Here is a 15096-nt window from a genome sequence, read left to right on the forward strand (position 1 = left end):
CCGCTCTATGCTGCCATCGGCGAGGAGACGCTGACATGCTCACAGTCCCCGGCGCAGCGGAAGCCAACACGTCCCTGTCGGCACGACTAAACCGCAAATGCTTCTGCATCACACTAGACCGGACAGCACTTTGGGCGGCGCTGAACCATGAGGCCGGCGACTCTGGATTCTCCGAAACCTTCATGGCGTCGCGGCCGCATCTGTTTTCGAATGTTCCGGTCTTCCTCGCTGCGTCCGCCCTCGATGAGATGCAAGGTATTGTGGTTGCCGTCGAGGCGACAGCCAGGCTGCAAGGTTACCGCGATGCCGTCCTCTCCTGGGCTCCTGAAATCGCGCAACGGGATTTTGGACCCGCCGGCGCCATGATGGGCCACGATTTTCACCTCGACGACGACGGTCCCAAGCTGATCGAGGTGAACACCAACGCGGGCGGCGCTTTCCTCAATGCGTTGCTGGCCAGAGCACAGAAGGCGTGCTGCTCCGAAGTCGACCGGGCGTTGATCGGCGCCAGGGACGATCACTTCGAAACCAGCGTCGTTGCGATGTTCGCGGACGAATGGCGCCGCCAGCGCGGAGCCGGTTCGCCGCGAAGGATCGCGATCGTCGATGATCGGCCCGAGGAGCAGTATCTCTATCCTGAATTCGTGCTTGCCCGGCAGTTGTTGCTGAAGCACGGGTTCGAGGCGACGACCGGCGATGCGAGCGACCTGAAATATGATGGCGGCAAGCTTCGGCTCGACGGACAGGAGATTGACCTTGTTTACAACCGCTTGGTCGATTTCGCGCTTGATCGCCCGGAGCATGCGTCACTGAGGGCTGCCTACCAGGACGGTGCCGTGGTGGTCACGCCCAATCCGCACAACCATGCGCTTTTTGCAAGCAAGCGCAATCTGACATTGTTGTCCGATCCGGCGGCGCTCGAAGCATTCGGCCTTTCTCCAGAGATGCGCTCGCGGCTTGCAGGCGTCCCGCAGACCACGCTGGTCACGCCCGACAATTCGGATGCCGCATGGCAATCCCGTAAGGGGATGTTCTTCAAGCCGCACTCAGGGCACGGCAGCAAGGCGGTCTACCGGGGCGACAAGGTGACGAAAGGGGTGTGGGCCGAGATCGCCCGTGGCGGCTATGTGGCCCAGGCGTTTGCCTCACCCGGACAGCGTATGATCGAGATCGATGGTGCGCCCACGCCGCGCAAGATGGACGTGCGGCTTTATACGTACGATGGACGGATCCTGCTCGCTGCCGCGCGCTTGTACCAGGGCCAGACGACCAATTTCCGGACACCCGGCGGCGGGTTTGCCCCGGTGCTAGTGATCTAAGGATGCAGAGATCGGGAAGCCCACCATTGCGCATCATCGTTGTGACGGCCGCGATCTTTCCTGATCGGTGCTCCAAATTCGGTCAAGCAGTGTAGGATGGGGCTATGGCCAGTGCTGCAGGGCTTCACAACCCTTGTGATGCCGTCAATCGGCGATCGTAACCCTTATCACGGCTGCAGCAGCGGCCGTAATACATTCCAACTGTTTGTTTATAAGCAGACCGACGCGATTGAAGGAGTGCCAACATGATACCCCAGTTCTCGAGTATGAGCAGATACGTTGCGGTTCTCTGCGGCCTCGTCTTTACGCTTAGTGCAGGGGAGGCGCGATCTGACGTAAAACTCGACGTCACCTATTCGTCCTATCAATTGCGAGGCCTTAGCCGGCAAGCGATCCATGACGACCTGCACCGTGTGGCCAAGAGGGACGGAGACGGTATTATTGAAGGCGAGGTCGCAGATCACTGGGATTGGAATTTCAGGTTTGCGGCGACCGGAAATTCCTGCCGGGTCACGTCGGATGAAATCGTACTCAAGCTCAGAATTCTACTTCCGACCTGGGTAGACGATGCGCGCGCCGATCCAGCCACGCGCACGGCCTGGAACAATTACTTTCAGGAGCTGAAGGCCCATGAGGATGGCCACAAAACGATTGCCCTGGAGGCAGCTAATCAGGTTAGCAAGTTGACCCACGGCGCCACGGCCCCGGGAGCATGTACAGCTCTGGAGCGGTCACTAAATCGCGCTGCCAAACAGATTGTCGAGAATTCAGAAAAGGCGCAGGATCAGCATGAGGCCAACCTCCCGTCGTATACGCTCGAATAAATCGACGTTCGATTTCCAAGGAAGGGTCGTCTAGTAGGGAAAGATAACTGCGGACACCTTGGCGGCCATCGAGACACCCCCCATCGCTGTGGTTCTTGGCTGCAGGATCCCTTGCTTGCAATTTTTCGCGTTTCTGCCTCTATCTCAATCTCGACACAACCGGTCTGGCTTACAAGGGATACGCATATGGCTACTGGCACCGTGAAGTGGTTCAACAGCACCAAGGGCTTTGGATTCATTCAGCCCGACAACGGCGGTCAAGATGTGTTCGTTCATATTTCCGCAGTCGAACGCGCGGGCCTCTCAACCCTGGTTGATGGCCAGAAGATCAACTATGAGGTCGAGCAGGATCGCCGTACCGGTAAATCTTCTGCTGGCAGTCTCAGCAAAGCAGGCTGATCTTCTGTCTGGGCAGAAGCCTGAGCCCCGCGAAGAGCTTCGGTAGCTGGGTTCGGTCGACATTGATTGGGGTTCGTTTCCTCCGCTAGATCGGTTGACTGCCTGAGGCGGCGATACATCGTGCTGAGCCAAATGGCCTCGATGTGATGTAAGCTCACACATGGAAGGTCTGATGCAGGATGCAACGGCGCAACCGCTACTGATTCCACGCGTGGCCAGCTTCTTTCACCCGGCGCACCCGTGATAGTCGTCCTGGCCGAGCTGAACCAGATCGCGAGACCATGAGCATCCTTACGCCGACCGCATCCGTTCGAGATCAATCGAAGCGAATCGTCGCCATCGACGTCCTGCGCGGCATCGCGTTCATCGCCATGGCGAGCTACCATTTCACCTGGGATCTGGAATTCTTCGGCTACACTGATCCGGGCCTGACCGCCTTCGGCTGGTGGGAGATCTACGCGCGCTGCATCGCCTCGACCTTCCTGTTCCTGGTCGGCGTCAGCCTGTACCTCGCCCATGGCAGGCAGATCCGCTGGAGCGGCTTCTGGAAGCGTTTCGCCATGGTTGCCGGAGCCGCGATCGCCATCTCGGTCGTCACCCGCATCGCCATGCCGGACGGCTTCATCTTCTTTGGCATACTGCATGAGATCGCGCTCGCCAGCCTGCTGGGTCTCGCCTTCCTACGCCTTCCGGCGCTGCTGACGCTTGCCGTTGCCGCGCTTGTCGTCGCGGCGCCCGTCTATCTGCGCTTCGAGGCCTTCGACCGTCCCTGGCTATGGTGGGTCGGCCTTTCCGCCATCAATCCGCGTTCCAACGACTACGTTCCGCTGTTCCCGTGGTTCGGCGCGGTGCTGTCGGGGATCGCCACCGCGAAGTTTGCCTCCACTTCCGGCGTACGGGCGCGCCTGGCAAGCCTCGCACCCGGCCGCTGGGCCAACCCGCTGGTCTTCGTCAGCCGCCACAGCCTGACCTTCTATCTGATCCACCAGCCGCTGCTGATCGGCTGTGTCTGGCTGTTTTCGCAAGTGATGCCGGCCAAGGTTGAAACCCCACAGGTCAACTTCCTGAAAACCTGCCAGCTATCGTGCGAACAGTCGCGCGGCAGCAAATTCTGCTCCAGCTATTGTGGCTGCATGCTCGATACGCTGGAGGGCGAGGCCTCACTTGATCGGCTCTATAACAACAACGATCAGACTGCGGAATGGAGGGCGCATTTGGGTGACCTCGTCCGCATGTGCACCGCCAGCACAGACATCAAAATGGAGGAAGGTGCCAAATGACCGACAGGCCACTGACCCGGGCTCTTACGTTGGCCCGCGCCTTGCCCTGCATGATCTCGCGGATGAGATGCCGGTCCGAGGCGAAAGAGACGGGTAAGGTGGGCTCACCGCTGCACGACGTCGTCATCCTCGTCGGAGGGCAGCATCTCCGTCGTGGCCCACAATTACGTCATTGAAACATCATCGGTGTGACTCATATGTGCAGCGTGTCGGATATCTCCTCCCATTCGTTCCGGCGCGTTCCCCACTGGAGGTTCCAACCGTCACAGTTGGCCGGACTCTCACAGTTCGACCTTTTTATTGGCAAACGAGCCTGTGACCACATCGGACTGATGCGACGCGTCGGCGCATTCTCATGTCAAGCACATGAGCGCCTTCGGAGTTGGCTATTCGCGGCTATGTCTGGTTGCACTGCAACAAATTGACGGCAATTGGTCTTGACAAACCAAGCGAACAATTGTCCCAAGGGCTCCCATGAAATGCCTTGGCCGAATCTCGATCGCACGAATTGCGCCGCTCCGCGCGATGCTGGCTGTCGTGTTTCTGCTTATGTCTTCTCTCCAGCCGGGCCTCTTCGCAAGCGCTAACACCGCAGGTGTTCACAGCGACTCCGGAGCGACGCTTCAGGTCGAGAAATCTCATCACGATAGTGGCAGCGATGTTGGCGATCACAACATCGCTGATGAAAGCGATGTGGATGAGAAACATCCTGATGGCGAAAAATCGGCGAATGACGACTGCGAGGTCCATTGCGCGCCGGCACATGCTGTACCCGTGGACTGCCCCGGTATCAACCGCACGGTAAGCCGCTGCTTCGCAGTGATCGTGGCCACTGTGCTGCCGCTCGGTGCATATTCCACCCTGATCAGACCCCCCAAACACATCTGAACTGACGCGCCCTCTCCGGAGGGCGTTCGCGCGCAACGTCGGGAATTCGTTCCCGCGCGGCCAAACGCATATGTCAAGCTTCAGGTCTACAATGAAAATCGCAAGCTCCGCGATGCTCGCATCGCTATTGGTTGCCGGATGCGCGGTAACCACACCACCGACCGTGCTTCCATCGTTTAACCCGGCCGATCCTTTGCTGGGCGTCCGTGATGTGCAGTATCACCCGGCCGTCGCCGACTATAGCCACAGGGAACCGGTGGATCCGCAGAATTGGCGGCGTCTTAATCAAGAACGTTCCCCTGCAAAAACGGGAGCCGGATCATGAAGCGCCGGTTCCTGAACATGGGTGCGGCCATAGCCATCTCGCTGGTGGCTGCAGGATGTACGACCACCGCTGGCCCTGACAGCGTTTCCGACCCCATCGCGGGCTTCACGACAGTCGCGGCACGCGCCGGAGCTGTGACCGGCAAAAGTACGGCTTGGGTGCAGTCCAGCGAGGACGCGCAGGCTCTCTCCGCGCAGGTAAAGAGCCTGGTTCAGAAGAAGACCATTGGTCCGGACGTCGCGGTGCAGGTCGCACTGATCAACAACAAGGGCCTGCAGGCCGCCTACGCCGAGATCGGCCTGTCGGCTGCTGATGTCTGGCAGGAATCGATGCTCGTCAATCCGACGATCTCCGTCGGCATGATCGGCCTCGATCCGGTGCGGACGATTGAGGGAGCTGTGGTCGGCAACATCCTTGCGCTGATGACCCGTCAGCGGCGCGTCGCGGTCGCGGAAACACGCTTCCGCCAGGCCCAACTCCGCGCCGCCGAAGAAACGCTACAGCTCGCCGCTGAAACGCGACGGGCTTGGATCAATGCTGTATCGGCTCGGGAAAGCGTCTCTTATCTCAACAAGGCCCAGGCCGCCGCCGACGCTGCGTCCGAACTCGCTCAAAAACTTGGGGAGACGGGCGCGTTCACAAAAACCGGCCAGGCTCGCGAACATGTCTTCTATGCCGAGATCACTGGTCAGGCGGCGGAGGCGCGGCTCGCCGCCCGGACCGCCAAGGAAGAGCTCACCCGGCTGATGGGTCTATGGGGACCGGACGTCGATTACTCAGTCCCCAACACGCTTCCAGCCCTGCCGAAGGGTGCTAAGGCCAAACGCGCGATCGAGGCGGACGCGCTAAGAAATCGCGTCGACCTCGAGATCGCGAAACTTGAGCTTGAGGCGCTGGCAAAATCCTACGGCCTGACCGAGGCGACCCGCTACGTCAGCGACCTGGAACTTCTATCCGGCGTGGAGGTGGAACGCGAGGAGTCCGAGGAGGGTGGGACGGAGACGAGTGTGGCACCCACCCTGGAGCTGGAGTTCGTCATCCCGATCTTCGATACCGGCAAGGCCCGCATGCGCAAGGCCGAGCTTGCCTATATGCAAGCCGCCAACCGGATGGCGGAAAAGGCGGTCAACATTCGGTCCGAGGCCAGGTCCGCCTATGACGCCTACCGCTCGACCTATGACATTGCTCGGCACTATCGCAACAGTGTCGTGCCGCTGCGAACAAAGATCGAGGCGGAGTCGGTCCTCACCTACAACAGCATGATCACCAACACGTTCGAGCTTCTGGCGGACACCCGCGCGAAGATCAGCTCGATCATGCTTTCCCTCAACGCCAAGCGCAATTTCTGGCTGGCCGACGTCAATCTCGGAACCGCCATCCACGGCGGCGGCGCAAGCTCGCCCGGGGGTGGCGACGCGCCTGCCGCAGCCGAAGCGGGCGCCCAAGGCCACTGAACTCAAGGAGAAGAAAATGCTTTCAAGACGTCAGTTACTCGGCGCGGGAGCTCTGCTCGCAGGCGCCACGGCATGGACCAAGACATCTGCGATGGGCTTGCCGGACGCTGCGGTTATGGAATCGCCGGACATGCAGCCACCGATATTTCCGACGAGCGGACCGGACTACCAGCCGGTGGTGACGCTCAACGGTTGGACGCTGCCCCACCGCATGAACAATGGTGTGAAGGAATTCCACCTCGTCGCCGAGGCGGTCGAGCGGGAGCTGGTGCCCGGCATGACCGCCTATCTCTGGGGCTACAACGGCCAGTCTCCCGGTCCGACCATCGAGGCGGTCGAGGGCGATCGGGTCCGTATCTTCGTGACCAATAAGCTGCCGGAGCACACAACCGTGCACTGGCACGGCATGATCCTGCCCTCGGGCATGGACGGCGTGACCGGCCTTACCCAGCCGGGAATCCCACCCGGCAAGACCTTCGTCTACGAGTTCGATCTCGTGAAGAGCGGCACCTTCATGTACCACCCGCACGCCGACGAGATGGTCCAGATGGCGATGGGCATGATGGGCTTCTTCGTCATCCACCCCAAGGATCCGAAGTTCATGCGGGTGGACCGCGACTTCGTGTTCCTGCTGAACGCCTACGACATCGAGCCTGGATCGTACGTTCCGAAAATCATGACCATGACCGATTTCAACCTGTGGTGTTGGAACAGTCGCCTGTTCCCCGGCATCAGCCACCTTGTCGTGTCCAAGAACGACAAAGTGCGGGTTCGGGTCGGCAACCTGACCATGACCAATCATCCGATCCACATGCATGGCTACGATTTCGAGGTGACCTGCACCGACGGGGGTTGGACCCGCCCTGAGGCTCGCTGGCCGGAAGTATCGATCGACATTCCCGTCGGTGCCATGCGGGCTTACGAGTTCGATGCCAAGTACGAGGGCGACTGGGCGATCCACTGCCACAAGTCGCATCACACGATGAACGCCATGGGTCACGATGTGCCTACGCTTATCGGCGTGGACAACTCGAAGGTCACCGAAAAGATCCGCCGCGTCCAGCCGGACTATATGGCCATGGGAGAAAAAGGCATGGCTGACATGGGCGAGATGGAAATGCCGCTTCCCGACAACACTATTCCAATGATGACGGGATGGGGTCAGTTCGGCGCTATCGAAATGGGAAGCATGTTCTCGGTCGTGAAGGTGCGCGAGGGCCTGTCCGCGAACGATTACGCCGATCCCGGATGGTACAAACATCCGGCAGGAACCGTGGCCTACGAATGGACCGGCGATGTTCCAGCCCCCACAAAGTCAGGCGACGCAAAAACGATGGCCCCGGCAGAGCACGGCGGTCACGGCAAACAGGGATGAGAAACCGAACCCCTCAACCTCAACAATGAGAGAGTGTGCAGCATGAAACGTATAATCGCAGCGGCCGTTTTGATGGCAGTCAGTTCCGGAGCAGCTCTTGCCAGTGGAACCCACGCCGGAGGCCATGGAGACAAAGCCGCCACGATGCCGATCGGCAACCCTGGTGAAGCTGGCAAGGCAAAGCGGACTGTCAACATCTCCATGTCGGAGAAGGACGACGGGACGATGTTGTTCCAACCGGCCGTGCTCAAGGTGAAGAAGGGCGAAACCGTTCGCCTGAAGTTCGTCAACAAAGGCAAAATCGACCACGAATTCGTCATGGACGTCCATGAGGGGATCATGGAGCACAAGGCGCTGATGGAGAAATTCCCCGAGATGGAGCACGCCGATCCCAACGCGATCCGGCTGGCGCCCGGCTCCAGAGGCGAGATCATCTGGACGTTCGCCAATGCCGGCGAATTCGGTTTCGCCTGCCTGGTCCCGGGTCACTACGATTCCGGCATGAAGGGCGACATCACCGTCGCCAACTGAGTTCGAAAAACGCAAAGGAAGCAACCATGACACTATTGGTAAAAGCACTCTCGACGCTCGCGCTCGTACTCGCCATTAGCGGGAGCGCGCTTGCGCAGGAATACGTGAAGGGCGAAGTCATCAAGGTCGACGCCAAACAGAAAAAGCTGACGATCAAACATGAGCCGCTGACGAATCTCGACATGCCCGCGATGACGATGGTGTTCGTCGTCGCGGAGCCGAGCTTGCTCGAGAAGGTTAAAACGGGTCAGGCGATCGAGTTCACAGCCGATCGCGTCAACGGACGCATCACGGTCACCAGTATCAAGTGACCCGGAACCAGCGCCGCGGGTCGAAAGTCAACCCGCGGCCGCTGTCCGATCCGGCAGTGCCGGTGAGTGCGGGTGTCACGACGAGGGAGCCGCGCAAAATGTTATCCAGAGATTTTCTTTCCAATCATCATGCGCGGAGCGGCTCAGAGGCATCCCTATAGGATATTTTCGCGCGCCCACGCTCACATAGGCAGGATAATTACAGCGAACGCGTGCACGATGCCTTCCAGTATCTTCATACTTGATAGTGCCGCTCGCGTCCGTCTCGACCAGGCCAATAGCGACATCAAAGTCATAGTCGCCATGTTGCGAGACGCTGTTGTTCAGGACGCTGAGCTGGACCGATGTGGCATCTTGAAAAATGGCGGTGTAGAAGACCAGTTGCTCCGCCGCTATCGAGGGCGTAGCCACCAAAACGCCGGCAAGAAATGCAATTGCGCGCATCTCGTCCTCCCGAGGATCGACACGACACTATCATTTATCGGATCGCTGTTCGAATCGGATCTCTTTGCCGGCAGTGGGGCGCGCCAATGGCGACGCTACGCTGATTGCTTGCGCGCGCCATATGCTATCGGGCGCCTCGCCGTCCTTTCCACGCGACCGACTATGCCAAGCAGCGCAGGTCCAGGCGACTGACCGCATCACCTGACGGAAACGTGAGCGCTCAACGCTCTTTTCTTGCACTGCACCATATGCCATAGAGCCTGTGTGAAGTTCTGGACCTTACTGCCCCGTCTGCTTACGATTCTGGCTGTTTTGAGCCTTCTGGCCGCGCCGATGGTGACACCGTCTGCTGCGGCAATGATGGTTGTCGATCCTATGGCGACGACAATGGCCGATATGGCATCCATGCCGGACGGCATGCCGTGTCCTTCGGACCAGAGGCAGCAACTACCTGATTGCCAGAAGTCGTGTCCCCTCGCGACCTTGTGCATTGCCAAGTGCTTTCCGAGCGCGTCGACGACTGCTGCCATCACGCTGATCCGGTTGTCTGCGGCTGACGTGATCGTGCCTGGCCAAAGCGTCGGACGGGATCTCCTGCCTAATCCGCCGCCTCCCAGACCTCCACGAACCTGAGTTGATCGATGGCTCCATCAGGGCCGTTTGTCGCTGCGGGGCTGACGCCCTTGTGGCGAAAGCCTGTGGCTTTGGCATGAGCCTGGCCACCGACCTGCCGTGCATTCAGCACGGACGAATGATGAACTTTGGGAAAATCTGACAATGAACTTTTGCAATATGAAGCACGTCGCAGCCGCGGCGCTGATCGGTCTTGCCCTCGGCGGTGCCAATTCGAAGGCCTGGGCTGGGATCGACGATTACGAGTTTCAGCTCGTTCAAAGCGCGATCAAGAAAGGCGATGCCGCGATTGTCGCGGTCCGCCTCGTCGACAAGCGCTCCGGTAAGGTGGTGCCTGATGCGGTGATTTTTGCCCAGCGCGTCGACATGGCGCCGGACGGCATGGAGATGATGACGTCGCCGATCGAGCCGTTACCGTCGACGGAGCCCGGCGTCTATCGGTTCAAGGCCAATCTGATGATGCCAGGTGGCTACCGCCTGTCACTCGGCGCCAAGGTACAGGGCGAAACCGGCTCTCTCGAAAACAAGCTCGAATTCAAGGCCACGCCATGAGTCGCTCAGGCCGCACCGGCCTCACCCTCGCCGCCATTTTGGCGGCGGGGGCTGGAGGCTATTGGGCGGGGCACCGCAATCTTGCGCTGCCTGCCACTCCGTGGCTGCAAGCTGTCGCCTGGGTCGAAGGCACTGCAGCGGCCCCAGCGAGTGCCAATCCTGCGCCCACCGGACCCGTGATTTAATACCGAGATCCGGACGGCCTCCCGGCCTATGCTGCAACTCAGAGGAAGACCGCCGATGGGCGGGACTTCCTGCCGGTTCTCGCCGGCGAAGACGTGAGCTTCGAAGACAAGCCGCTGGTCGCCGCCGCGACCGTTGTCGCTGCTCCTACGAACGGCGAACCGAAACGGATCTTGTACTACCGCAATCCAATGGGCCTTCCAGACACCTCACCGACGCCGAAGAAGGATTCGATGGGGATGGACTATATCCCTGTCTACGCGGGCGAGGATGACGATGGTTCGACGGTCAAAGTCGCGACAGGCAAACTGCAGCGCACCGGCGTCCGCTCGGAGATCGCCACCGAGCAGGTGATCGTTCGTCCGGTACGAGTGCCCGGCACCGTGCAACTCGATGAGCGGCGCATCACAGTGGTCGCGACACGCTCCGATGCCTTCATCGACAAGGTAGCGGACGTCACCACCGGCGATCGGGTCAAAAAGGGCGAACCGCTGATGCGGCTCTATTCGGCCGAGATCGCCACTGCAAGCGCTCAATACCTTACCGATCTGAGCGGAAGTGGCCGCGCCTCGGCCGGGGCACGCCAGCGCCTCGAGAATCTCGCGGTCCCACCCGATGTGATCGCGGCAATCGACAGATCCCGCCAGGTTCAGACCTCCATCATTTGGACCGCCCCGCGCGATGGCGTGATCCTCGAGCGCAATGCGGTCGAGGGCATGAAGGCGGCACCAGGCGATGTGCTCTTCCGCCTCGCCGATGTCTCGACCGTCTGGATCGTCGCCGACGTACCCGAATATGAGCTGGGAGCGGTGAAGGTCGGCGCCACCGCCACTGTGCGGGTTCGAAGCCTGCCCGGCCAGACCTTCAGCGGGCGCCTTGCCCTGATCTATCCGCAGGTCAGCAAGGAAACCCGCACGACCAAGGTCCGGATCGAGATCCCCAATCCGGATGGTCTCTTGCTGCCGGACATGTATGCCGATGTTGAGATCGCCAGCGGCAGCAATACGCCTGTCGTCGCCGTCCCCGATAGCGCGGTGATCGACACCGGAACGAGGCAGGTCGTGATCCTGGACAAGGGCGAGGGCCGCTTCGAGCCGCGGGAGGTCAAGGTCGGCCTTCAAGGTGGCGGCTTTACCGAAATCCGCGATGGCGTTGCCGCCGGCGATCGGGTCGTGGTCGCCGCGAATTTCCTGATCGACGCCGAGAGCAATCTGAAGGCTGCGCTGAGCGGCATGACCAACGCGGAGACTCCGCCATGATTGCGCGGCTCATCGCGTGGTCCGCACGCAATCTGGTCCTGATCTTCGTCGCCACGGCCTTCGCGGTGGCCGCCGGAGCCTACGCGCTGAAAACGCTTCCGCTCGACGCTATTCCGGACCTCTCGGACGTCCAGGTCATCGTCTACACCGAGTACCCCGGCCAGGCTCCGCAAGTGGTCGAGGACCAGGTCACGTATCCCCTGACGACGGCAATGCTGACTGTGCCGAAGTCCAAGGTGGTGCGCGGGTTCTCCTTCTTCGGCGTTTCCTTCGTCTATGTCATCTTCGAAGACGGCACTGACCCCTATTGGGCGCGCAGCCGCGTGCTCGAATATCTCAACGCCGCCGCTCAGCGCCTGCCGGCTGGCGTTACGCCGGGCCTGGGCCCCGACGCGACCGGCGTCGGTTGGGTCTACCAGTACGCCGTGGTTGCCAAGGACATGACGCTGGCCGAGTTGCGGTCACTACAGGACTGGGTTGTGCGATACGCCGCCTCCAAGGCCGAGGGGGTCGCGGAAGTCGCAAGCGTCGGCGGCTTCGTCAAACAGTACAACATCGTCGTCGATCCGCTGCGGCTGCGCGCCCAGGGCATATCGCTGTCGATGGTCCGCGACGCCGTGCGCGCCAGCAATCGGGATGTCGGCGGACGCACGCTGGAGCTTTCCGAGTTCGAGTTTATGGTGCGTGGCCGCGGCTACATCAAGTCGATTGCCGATATCGAAGACATCGCCCTGAAGACGGACCAGGGCGTGCCTCTGCGCCTCAAGGACGTCGCCAAAGTCGAGATCGGTCCCGACGAGCGGCGCGGCATCACCGAACTCAATGGCGAAGGCGAGGTCGCCAGCGGCATCGTCCTGCAGAGGTTCGGAGCCAATGCCCTGACCGTGATCGAGAACGTCAAGCAACGCTTGAGCGACATTGCCGGGAGCCTTCCCAAGGGTGTTGAGATCGTGCCTGTTTACGACCGTTCGCATCTCATCGAAGCGGCGATCGAAACTTTGAAGCACACGCTGGCCGAGGAGAGCGTCATCGTCGCCCTGGTCTGCGTGGTGTTCCTCCTTCACTTGCGCAGCGCGCTCGTCGCCATCTTGATGCTGCCGGTCGGTATCCTGATGGCGTTCGGCGCCATGAAGGCGATCGGGCTCGGCTCCAACATCATGAGCCTCGGCGGCATCGCCATCGCCGTCGGCGCGATGATCGACGCCGCGATCGTCATGATCGAGAACGCCCACAAGCATCTGGAGCGCGCTCCGCCGGGCAAGCCGCGAGTACAGATCCTGATCGATGCGGCGAGCGAGGTCGGCCCGGCGCTGTTCTTCAGCCTCCTCGTCATAACGGTATCGTTCCTGCCGATCTTTACGCTCGAGTCGCAGGAGGGCCGGATGTTCGGTCCTCTCGCCTTCACCAAGACCTTCGCCATGGCGGCTGCGGCAATCCTGTCGATCACGCTGGTGCCGGCTTTGATGGTGGTCTTCGTGCGCGGCCGGATCATCCCGGAGCACAAGAACCCGATCAACCGGTTCCTGATCTGGGTCTACCGTCCCGTCATTCGCGGCGTGCTGATGGCTAAGACGCTCACCATCGCGCTCGCGCTTGTCTTGCTTGGAGTATCCGTCTGGCCTGTAAGCCAGATCGGCTCGGAATTCATGCCGACCCTGAACGAAGGCACGCTGATGTACATGCCGACGACGCTGCCGGGAATTTCCGTCACCAAGGCGGCGGAGCTGCTTCAGATGCAGGACCGGATCATCAAGTCGTTTCCGGAAGTGGAATCGGTCTATGGCAAGGCGGGGAGGGCGCTGACCGCGACCGACCCGGCCCCCACCGAGATGTTCGAGACCATCATCAATCTGAAGCCAAAGGAGCAATGGCGGACTGGCGTCACCATCGACAGCCTGAAGGCCGAAATGGACAAGGCTCTGCAGTTCCCCGGAGTCTCCAACGCCTGGACCATGCCGATCCGCGCCCGTATCGACATGCTTTCGACCGGCATTCGGACGCCGGTCGGCGTCAAGGTGTTCGGCACCGATCTTGCGGAGATGGAGAAGATCGCGCGCCAGATCGAAGCCGCCCTTAAGGCGGTTCCGGGAACCTCGAGTGCCTATGCCGAGCGGGTGATCGGCGGCTACTATCTCGATATCGTCCCGGATCGCGAGGCGCTTGGCCGCTACGGCCTTGCCGTCGGCGACGTCCAGGACGTCATAGCGACCGCGCTCGGCGGCGAAACCGTGACGACAACCGTGGAGGGCAGGGAGCGCTACGGGGTCAATATCCGCTACCCCCGCGATCTGCGCTCGAGCCCTCAGTCGATCGCTACCGAAGTCGAAGTGCCGTTGCCCGGCGGCGGCGCCATTCCGCTCGGTGAGGTGGCGAAAGTCCAACTCACGCGCGGCGCGACCTCGATCCGCACTGAGAATGGCCAGCTCGCGACCTATATCTTCGTCGACATTAACGGCCGGGATCTCGGCGGTTATGTCGCCGACGCCCAGAAGGCCGTCGCGGAAACGGTGAAGCTGCCGCCCGGCTATTCGGTCGCCTGGAGCGGGCAGTTCGAATATCTGGAGCGAGCCACGGCGCGGATGAAGGTCGTCGTGCCCGTCACGTTGCTCATCATCTTCCTGCTGCTCTATCTCAACTTCCGGGCGCTCACCGAGACGTTGATCGTCATGTTGTCGCTGCCGTTCGCGCTGGTCGGCGGCGTCTGGCTGATGTGGTGGCTCGGCTTCAACATGTCGGTGGCGGTCGCGGTCGGCTTCATCGCGCTCGCCGGTGTCGCAGCCGAGACTGGTGTCGTCATGCTGATCTATCTGGAGCAGGCCATGGCCGAAGTGAAGGCAGAGCGGGCCGCACACAATCGGCCGTTCAACCGGGAAGATCTCTATGCGGCGATCATGCTTGGCGCAGTGGAACGCGTCCGGCCGAAGATGATGACTGTCGTTGCCATCATGGCTGGTCTGATCCCAATCCTCTGGAGCACCGGCGCCGGCTCTGAAGTGATGCAGCGCATCGCCGTGCCAATGATCGGTGGCATGATCTCGTCCACCCTGCTGACCTTGGTGGTTATCCCGGCGATCTACGGGTTGGTCAAGGGATGGCGGTTGCCGAAGGACATTGCATCGACGACGATCGATGAGGTTGCGCTCACGGAACCTGTGAGGTTTGGCCTCGCTGCCGAATGAGAGGCCGCAACCCGCATGGTGATTGCCGCACCGGGCGCTGACATGTACTATCGGTGTGCCGGTCATCAATGCAAGGAATTCCGGGGCCGGCAGGGAGGAACAGCCATGTTACGTTCAATTTCACTTGCGCTTTTCTTGTC

13 protein-coding genes and 1 pseudogene are annotated in these 15096 nt (G+C 60.9%); 12 read left to right on the top strand and 2 right to left on the bottom strand.

Translation table 11 applies throughout. The annotated features are described in order from the left end of the window. Positions 1-35: 35 nt before the first annotated feature. The 9 genes from J0I79_RS15755 to J0I79_RS15795 all read left to right on the top strand — a co-directional run bounded on the left by J0I79_RS15755 (position 36) and on the right by J0I79_RS15795 (position 8706). Entirely contained in the window at positions 36-1319 is a 1284-nt protein-coding gene (locus J0I79_RS15755) for a hypothetical protein (protein WP_292860253.1), read from the top strand. A 245-nt stretch (positions 1320-1564) separates the two neighbouring features. Then, positions 1565-2143 carry a DUF922 domain-containing protein gene (locus tag J0I79_RS15760; RefSeq protein WP_136618606.1) on the top strand — a complete coding sequence of 193 codons (579 nt, stop codon included), beginning with the start codon at positions 1565-1567 and terminating at the stop codon, positions 2141-2143. Positions 2144-2329: 186 nt separating this feature from the next. Then, positions 2330-2542, top strand: a complete 213-nt coding sequence (locus J0I79_RS15765) for a cold-shock protein (RefSeq protein WP_136618605.1) — start codon at positions 2330-2332, stop codon at positions 2540-2542. A 281-nt stretch (positions 2543-2823) separates the two neighbouring features. Next, positions 2824-3822, top strand: a complete 999-nt coding sequence (locus J0I79_RS15770; RefSeq protein ID WP_292860259.1) for a DUF1624 domain-containing protein — start codon at positions 2824-2826, stop codon at positions 3820-3822. 474 nt (positions 3823-4296) lie between these two features. After that, positions 4297-4710 (top strand): hypothetical protein, encoded by a 414-nt coding sequence (locus J0I79_RS15775; protein ID WP_292860262.1) that lies wholly within the window; start codon positions 4297-4299, stop codon positions 4708-4710. 321 nt (positions 4711-5031) lie between these two features. After that, positions 5032-6489: a TolC family protein gene (locus tag J0I79_RS15780; RefSeq protein WP_292860265.1), complete on the top strand. Its 1458-nt coding sequence runs from the start codon at positions 5032-5034 to the stop codon at positions 6487-6489. A gap of 16 nt (positions 6490-6505) precedes the next feature. Next, positions 6506-7864, top strand: coding sequence for a copper oxidase (locus J0I79_RS15785; RefSeq protein WP_292860268.1), 1359 nt, complete (start codon positions 6506-6508; stop codon positions 7862-7864). Positions 7865-7906: 42 nt separating this feature from the next. Further along, entirely contained in the window at positions 7907-8395 is a 489-nt protein-coding gene (locus J0I79_RS15790; RefSeq protein ID WP_136618602.1) for a cupredoxin family protein, read from the top strand. 26 nt (positions 8396-8421) lie between these two features. Further along, complete coding sequence (locus tag J0I79_RS15795) at positions 8422-8706, top strand: copper-binding protein (RefSeq protein WP_127385723.1); 285 nt, start codon at positions 8422-8424, stop codon at positions 8704-8706. Between the two features lie 75 nt (positions 8707-8781). Here the strand turns inward: J0I79_RS15795 and J0I79_RS15800 are convergent, their stop codons facing one another. Then, positions 8782-9150, bottom strand: coding sequence for a hypothetical protein (locus tag J0I79_RS15800; RefSeq protein ID WP_136618601.1), 369 nt, complete (start codon positions 9148-9150; stop codon positions 8782-8784). Between the two features lie 197 nt (positions 9151-9347). Further along, complete coding sequence (locus J0I79_RS15805) at positions 9348-9680, bottom strand: hypothetical protein (protein ID WP_164753935.1); 333 nt, start codon at positions 9678-9680, stop codon at positions 9348-9350. A gap of 247 nt (positions 9681-9927) precedes the next feature. Between J0I79_RS15805 and J0I79_RS15810 the strand changes: the two genes are divergently transcribed. The 3 genes and pseudogenes from J0I79_RS15810 to J0I79_RS15820 all read left to right on the top strand — a co-directional run bounded on the left by J0I79_RS15810 (position 9928) and on the right by J0I79_RS15820 (position 14956). Then, complete coding sequence (locus tag J0I79_RS15810; protein ID WP_136618600.1) at positions 9928-10335, top strand: FixH family protein; 408 nt, start codon at positions 9928-9930, stop codon at positions 10333-10335. Further along, positions 10332-11777 (top strand): annotated as a pseudogene (locus J0I79_RS15815) (efflux RND transporter periplasmic adaptor subunit). Before J0I79_RS15810 ends, J0I79_RS15815 begins: the two are co-directional and overlap by 4 nt. Beyond that, positions 11774-14956 carry a CusA/CzcA family heavy metal efflux RND transporter gene (locus J0I79_RS15820; RefSeq protein WP_292860277.1) on the top strand — a complete coding sequence of 1061 codons (3183 nt, stop codon included), beginning with the start codon at positions 11774-11776 and terminating at the stop codon, positions 14954-14956. The pseudogene J0I79_RS15815 and the gene J0I79_RS15820 overlap by 4 nt, the downstream one beginning before the upstream one ends. The last annotated feature ends 140 nt before the right edge of the window (positions 14957-15096 follow it).

Source organism: Mesorhizobium sp. (assembly GCF_017306585.1).
Lineage (GTDB): Bacteria > Pseudomonadota > Alphaproteobacteria > Rhizobiales > Rhizobiaceae > Mesorhizobium.

What these genes read in the sequence shown, in the direction of transcription:
- J0I79_RS15775 (WP_292860262.1), top strand. Translation starts at nt 4,297, where the DNA reads ATGAAATGCCTTGGCCGAATCTCGATCGCACGAATTGCGCCGCTCCGC.
- J0I79_RS15795 (WP_127385723.1), top strand. Translation starts at nt 8,422, where the DNA reads ATGACACTATTGGTAAAAGCACTCTCGACGCTCGCGCTCGTACTCGCC.
- J0I79_RS15770 (WP_292860259.1), top strand. Translation starts at nt 2,824, where the DNA reads ATGAGCATCCTTACGCCGACCGCATCCGTTCGAGATCAATCGAAGCGA.
- J0I79_RS15765 (WP_136618605.1), top strand. Translation starts at nt 2,330, where the DNA reads ATGGCTACTGGCACCGTGAAGTGGTTCAACAGCACCAAGGGCTTTGGA.
- J0I79_RS15805 (WP_164753935.1), bottom strand. Translation starts at nt 9,680, where the DNA reads ATGGCAGCAGTCGTCGACGCGCTCGGAAAGCACTTGGCAATGCACAAG.
- J0I79_RS15800 (WP_136618601.1), bottom strand. Translation starts at nt 9,150, where the DNA reads ATGCGCGCAATTGCATTTCTTGCCGGCGTTTTGGTGGCTACGCCCTCG.
- J0I79_RS15820 (WP_292860277.1), top strand. Translation starts at nt 11,774, where the DNA reads ATGATTGCGCGGCTCATCGCGTGGTCCGCACGCAATCTGGTCCTGATC.
- J0I79_RS15785 (WP_292860268.1), top strand. Translation starts at nt 6,506, where the DNA reads ATGCTTTCAAGACGTCAGTTACTCGGCGCGGGAGCTCTGCTCGCAGGC.
- J0I79_RS15780 (WP_292860265.1), top strand. Translation starts at nt 5,032, where the DNA reads ATGAAGCGCCGGTTCCTGAACATGGGTGCGGCCATAGCCATCTCGCTG.
- J0I79_RS15760 (WP_136618606.1), top strand. Translation starts at nt 1,565, where the DNA reads ATGATACCCCAGTTCTCGAGTATGAGCAGATACGTTGCGGTTCTCTGC.
- J0I79_RS15790 (WP_136618602.1), top strand. Translation starts at nt 7,907, where the DNA reads ATGAAACGTATAATCGCAGCGGCCGTTTTGATGGCAGTCAGTTCCGGA.
- J0I79_RS15810 (WP_136618600.1), top strand. Translation starts at nt 9,928, where the DNA reads ATGAACTTTTGCAATATGAAGCACGTCGCAGCCGCGGCGCTGATCGGT.
- J0I79_RS15755 (WP_292860253.1), top strand. Translation starts at nt 36, where the DNA reads ATGCTCACAGTCCCCGGCGCAGCGGAAGCCAACACGTCCCTGTCGGCA.